This window comes from Mesorhizobium sp. M8A.F.Ca.ET.208.01.1.1 (genome assembly GCF_004791315.1).
Taxonomy (GTDB): Bacteria; Pseudomonadota; Alphaproteobacteria; order Rhizobiales; family Rhizobiaceae; genus Mesorhizobium.
Genome location: NZ_SRUT01000033.1, coordinates 1 through 605, shown reverse-complemented (window position 1 = coordinate 605; position 605 = coordinate 1). Strand labels below are relative to the sequence as shown.

General features: G+C 66.6%; 1 pseudogene. It reads left to right on the top strand.

The annotated features are described in order from the left end of the window. Positions 1-294: 294 nt before the first annotated feature. A pseudogene (locus tag EN851_RS34115) lies at positions 295-605 on the top strand (MFS transporter); the annotation flags it as partial.

Here is a 605-nt window from a genome sequence, read left to right as displayed (position 1 = left end):
CGAAGACGTGCTCCTCGAGATCCAGCGCATCGCTGTGCTCCGTGACTTCGGCCGACCATTTCTTGCTGGCGGTCATGGCGAAACTCCTTCCCTGGGTGCACAACTCCGGGCGGCATGGCCGGTTCCCGATTGCTGGAGCCACCGATTTGTCCCTTGTGGCGCTGCTCGGTACAGGAAATGCGCCGATACTGGACGAGACCGCCCGATCACAAGGACGCGCGGACAGGAAACGCCGTGACGACAACCGTCTCCAGCCGCGCGGGTGGCCCCAGCATAGACAGCGCCTACGCATGGATGCGGCTCGGCATCTCGATGCTCTTGTCGACGATCGGCGGCGCCGGCATGTGGGCGGTGGTCGTGGTTCTGCCCGCCGTGCAGGCCGAGTTCGGCGTCGATCGGGCCGCGGCCTCAATGCCCTACACCGCGACCATGGTCGGCTTCGCCGCCGGCAACGTGCTGGTCGGACGCGCTATCGACCGCATGGGCTACTGGATCCCGGCGCTCGTCTCGGCGGTGGCGCTCGGCGCGGGCTTCCTGCTCGCCTCGCTGACCACCTCGATCCTTGCCTTCAGCCTTATCCAGGGACTTCTGATCGGCCTCGGCAC